Origin of the sequence: Flavonifractor sp. (assembly GCF_019422385.1) — a bacterium.
Lineage (GTDB): Bacteria > Bacillota > Clostridia > Oscillospirales > Oscillospiraceae > Flavonifractor > Flavonifractor avistercoris.
In genome coordinates, this window is sequence record NZ_JAHZDL010000153.1 from 1 (window position 1) to 2,693 (window position 2,693).

At 61.6% G+C, this 2,693-nt stretch carries 3 protein-coding genes; all 3 read left to right on the forward strand.

Annotated features, from left to right (window positions below):
• Positions 1-601 (forward strand): ABC transporter permease (locus tag QZ378_RS12630; RefSeq protein WP_291258522.1); only part of this gene is annotated, 601 nt, incomplete at its 5' end.
• The gene (locus QZ378_RS12635) at positions 598-1,461 is read left to right on the forward strand and encodes an ABC transporter permease (protein WP_291258523.1); all 864 of its coding nucleotides are present in this window, start codon (positions 598-600) and stop codon (positions 1,459-1,461) included. The genes QZ378_RS12630 and QZ378_RS12635, both read left to right, overlap by 4 nt.
• Before the next feature lie 89 nt (positions 1,462-1,550).
• Positions 1,551-2,594 carry a spermidine/putrescine ABC transporter substrate-binding protein gene (locus QZ378_RS12640; RefSeq protein ID WP_191379180.1) on the forward strand — a complete coding sequence of 348 codons (1,044 nt, stop codon included), beginning with the start codon at positions 1,551-1,553 and terminating at the stop codon, positions 2,592-2,594.
• The last annotated feature ends 99 nt before the right edge of the window (positions 2,595-2,693 follow it).

Sequence of the window (2,693 nt, forward strand, 5' to 3'; positions counted from 1 at the left end):
GCCCATGTGGATGAACTTCCTGCTGCGCACCTACTCCTGGATGTTCCTGCTGGAGCGCAACGGGTTTATCAACAACATCCTGGGCTCCCTGGGCTTTTTCAACCTGCTCAACGGCCTGAACGGGGTTCTCAACGGCGCCTTCGGCCTGGCCCTGCCCACCGACGTGGCCTACATCGAATTTCTGGGCACCCAGGGCGCGGTGGTGCTGGGCATGGTGTACAACTTCCTGCCCTTTATGATCCTGCCCATCTTCTCCGTCATCGAGAAGATCGACCCCCGGGTGATCGAGGCGGCCCAGGATCTGGGCGCCAACAGCCAGCAGGTGTTCCGCAAGGTGATCTTCCCTCTGAGCCTGCCCGGCGTGCTGTCCGGCGTGACCATGGTGTTCATCCCCTCGGTGTCCACCTTCGTCATCTCCCGCCTGCTGGGCGGCGGCACCACGATCCTGCTGGGCGATCTCATTGAGATGCAGTTTTTGGGCAACGCCTACAACCCCCATCTGGGCTCGGCCATCTCCCTGGTGATGATGGTGATCGTGCTGGTATGCATGGGGATTATGAACCGCTTCGGCGAGGGTGAGGGGGAGGCGGTGCTGCTGTGAAACGCAACGGAATTTTCAGCAAGCTCTTTTTGATTCTGGTCTTCGCCTTCCTGTACGCCCCCATCCTGGTGCTGGTGGCCTTCTCCTTCAACGCCTCCCAGAGCAGCGCGGTCTGGGGCGGCTTCTCCCTCCAGTGGTACGCGGAGCTGTTCCAGGACAGGTATGTGCTGGAGGCCCTCCAGACCACCCTGCTGGTGTCCATCCTCTCCGCGGCCATCGCCACCGTGGCGGGCACCGCCGCCTCCATCGGCTTTGCCAACATGAAGCGGAGAGCCCGCACCGTCTGCATGACCATCAACAACATCCCCCTGACCAACGCGGACATCATCACCGGCGTGTCCATGATGCTGCTGTTCGTGCTGGCCCTGGGGGCCCTCAACGGCCTGTTCGGCGGCCTGGGGCTGCGGCTCCGGCTGGGCTTCGGCACCCTGCTCATCGCCCACATCACCTTCAACATCCCCTACGTGATCCTGTCCGTCATGCCCAAGCTGCGGCAGCTGGATCCCAACATCTTTGAGGCCGCCCAGGATCTGGGCGCCACCGGGTGGTACGCCTTCCGCAAGGTGATCCTGCCCGAGATCCTGCCCGGCGTGCTCAACGGGGCCCTCATCGCCTTCACCATGAGCATCGACGACTTTGTGATCAGCTACTTCACCGCCGGCTCCGGGGCCAACACCCTGTCCATGGTGGTCTACTCCATGGTGCGCCGGCGCATCAGCCCGGAGATCAACGCCCTGTCCACCCTCATGTTTGTGGTGGTCATCGCCCTCATGATCCTCATCAATGTCCGGCAGAGCCGGCAGGATCGGCGCACCCAGGCGGCCATCCGGGCCGAGCGGCGGGCCGACCTGCGGCCCTGATCCCCCTTCCCCGTTCCGGCCCCGCCGGGGCACGCCCCGGCGGGTTTGGAAAATATGTATTTTGTGTCTGAAAGGAGCACGAGAGAGAATTGAAAAAATTTGTGGCATTGACCCTGGGCGCCGCTGTGGCGGCGACCTGCCTGAGCGGCTGCGGAGGCGGCGGCTCTGCCGGTGAGGTAAACGTCTACAACTGGGGCGAGTACATCGACATGTCCGTCCTGGAGGACTTTCAGAAAGAGACCGGCATCAAGGTCAACTACCAGACCTTCGAGAGCAACGAGGCCATGTATGCCGTGCTGGACGGCGATGGCGCCGACTACGACGTGATCATCCCCTCCGACTACATGATCTCCCGCCTCATCGAAGAGGACAAGCTGGAGCCCCTGAACTTCGACAACATTCCCAACTTCTCCGACGTGGATCCGGAGCTGAAGAATCCCGAGTACGACCCGGAGAACCTGTACTCCGTCCCCTATATGTGGGGCCTGATGGGTGTCATCTACAACACCACCATGGTGGACGAGGCGGACACCGGCAGCTGGGATCTGCTGTGGAATGAGAAATACAGCAACGATATCCTGATGATCGACAACTCCCGGGACGCCATCGGCATCGCCCTCAAGCGCCTGGGCTACTCCTACAACACCACCGACCCTGACCAGATCACCGAGGCGGTGGACTCCCTCATCGAGCAGAAGTCCATCCTCCAGGGCTATGCCATGGATCAGATCTTCAGCAAGATGGAGGGCTCCAACGCCGCCATCGGCACCTACTACTACGGCGACTACCTGACCATGGCGGAGAACAACCCCGACCTGGCCTTCTACCTCCCCGAGGAGGGCACCAACATCTACGTGGACGCCATGTGTATCCCCAAGGGCGCGGCCAACAAGGAGAACGCCGAGGCCTTCATCAACTACATGTGCTCCACCCAGGCCGGCCTGAAGAACTGCGAGGAGATCTGGTACTCCACCCCGCTGATGAGCGTGCGGGAGGAGCTGGATCCCGAGGTGTCCAGCGACCCCATGGCCTATCCCGATGCGGAGATCATGGCCCAGTGCGAGTCCTACACCAACCTGCCCCAGGACATCCTGGATCTGTACACCAGCGAGTGGCTGCGCCTCAAGGCGTAACTTCTGTGTCGAAAAAGCGGCGGAGCCGCTTTTTCGAGAAAGACTGCATGGCGGAAGGGACTCGATTTCTTGCGAAATTGTCGCCCCTTCCGCCATGAG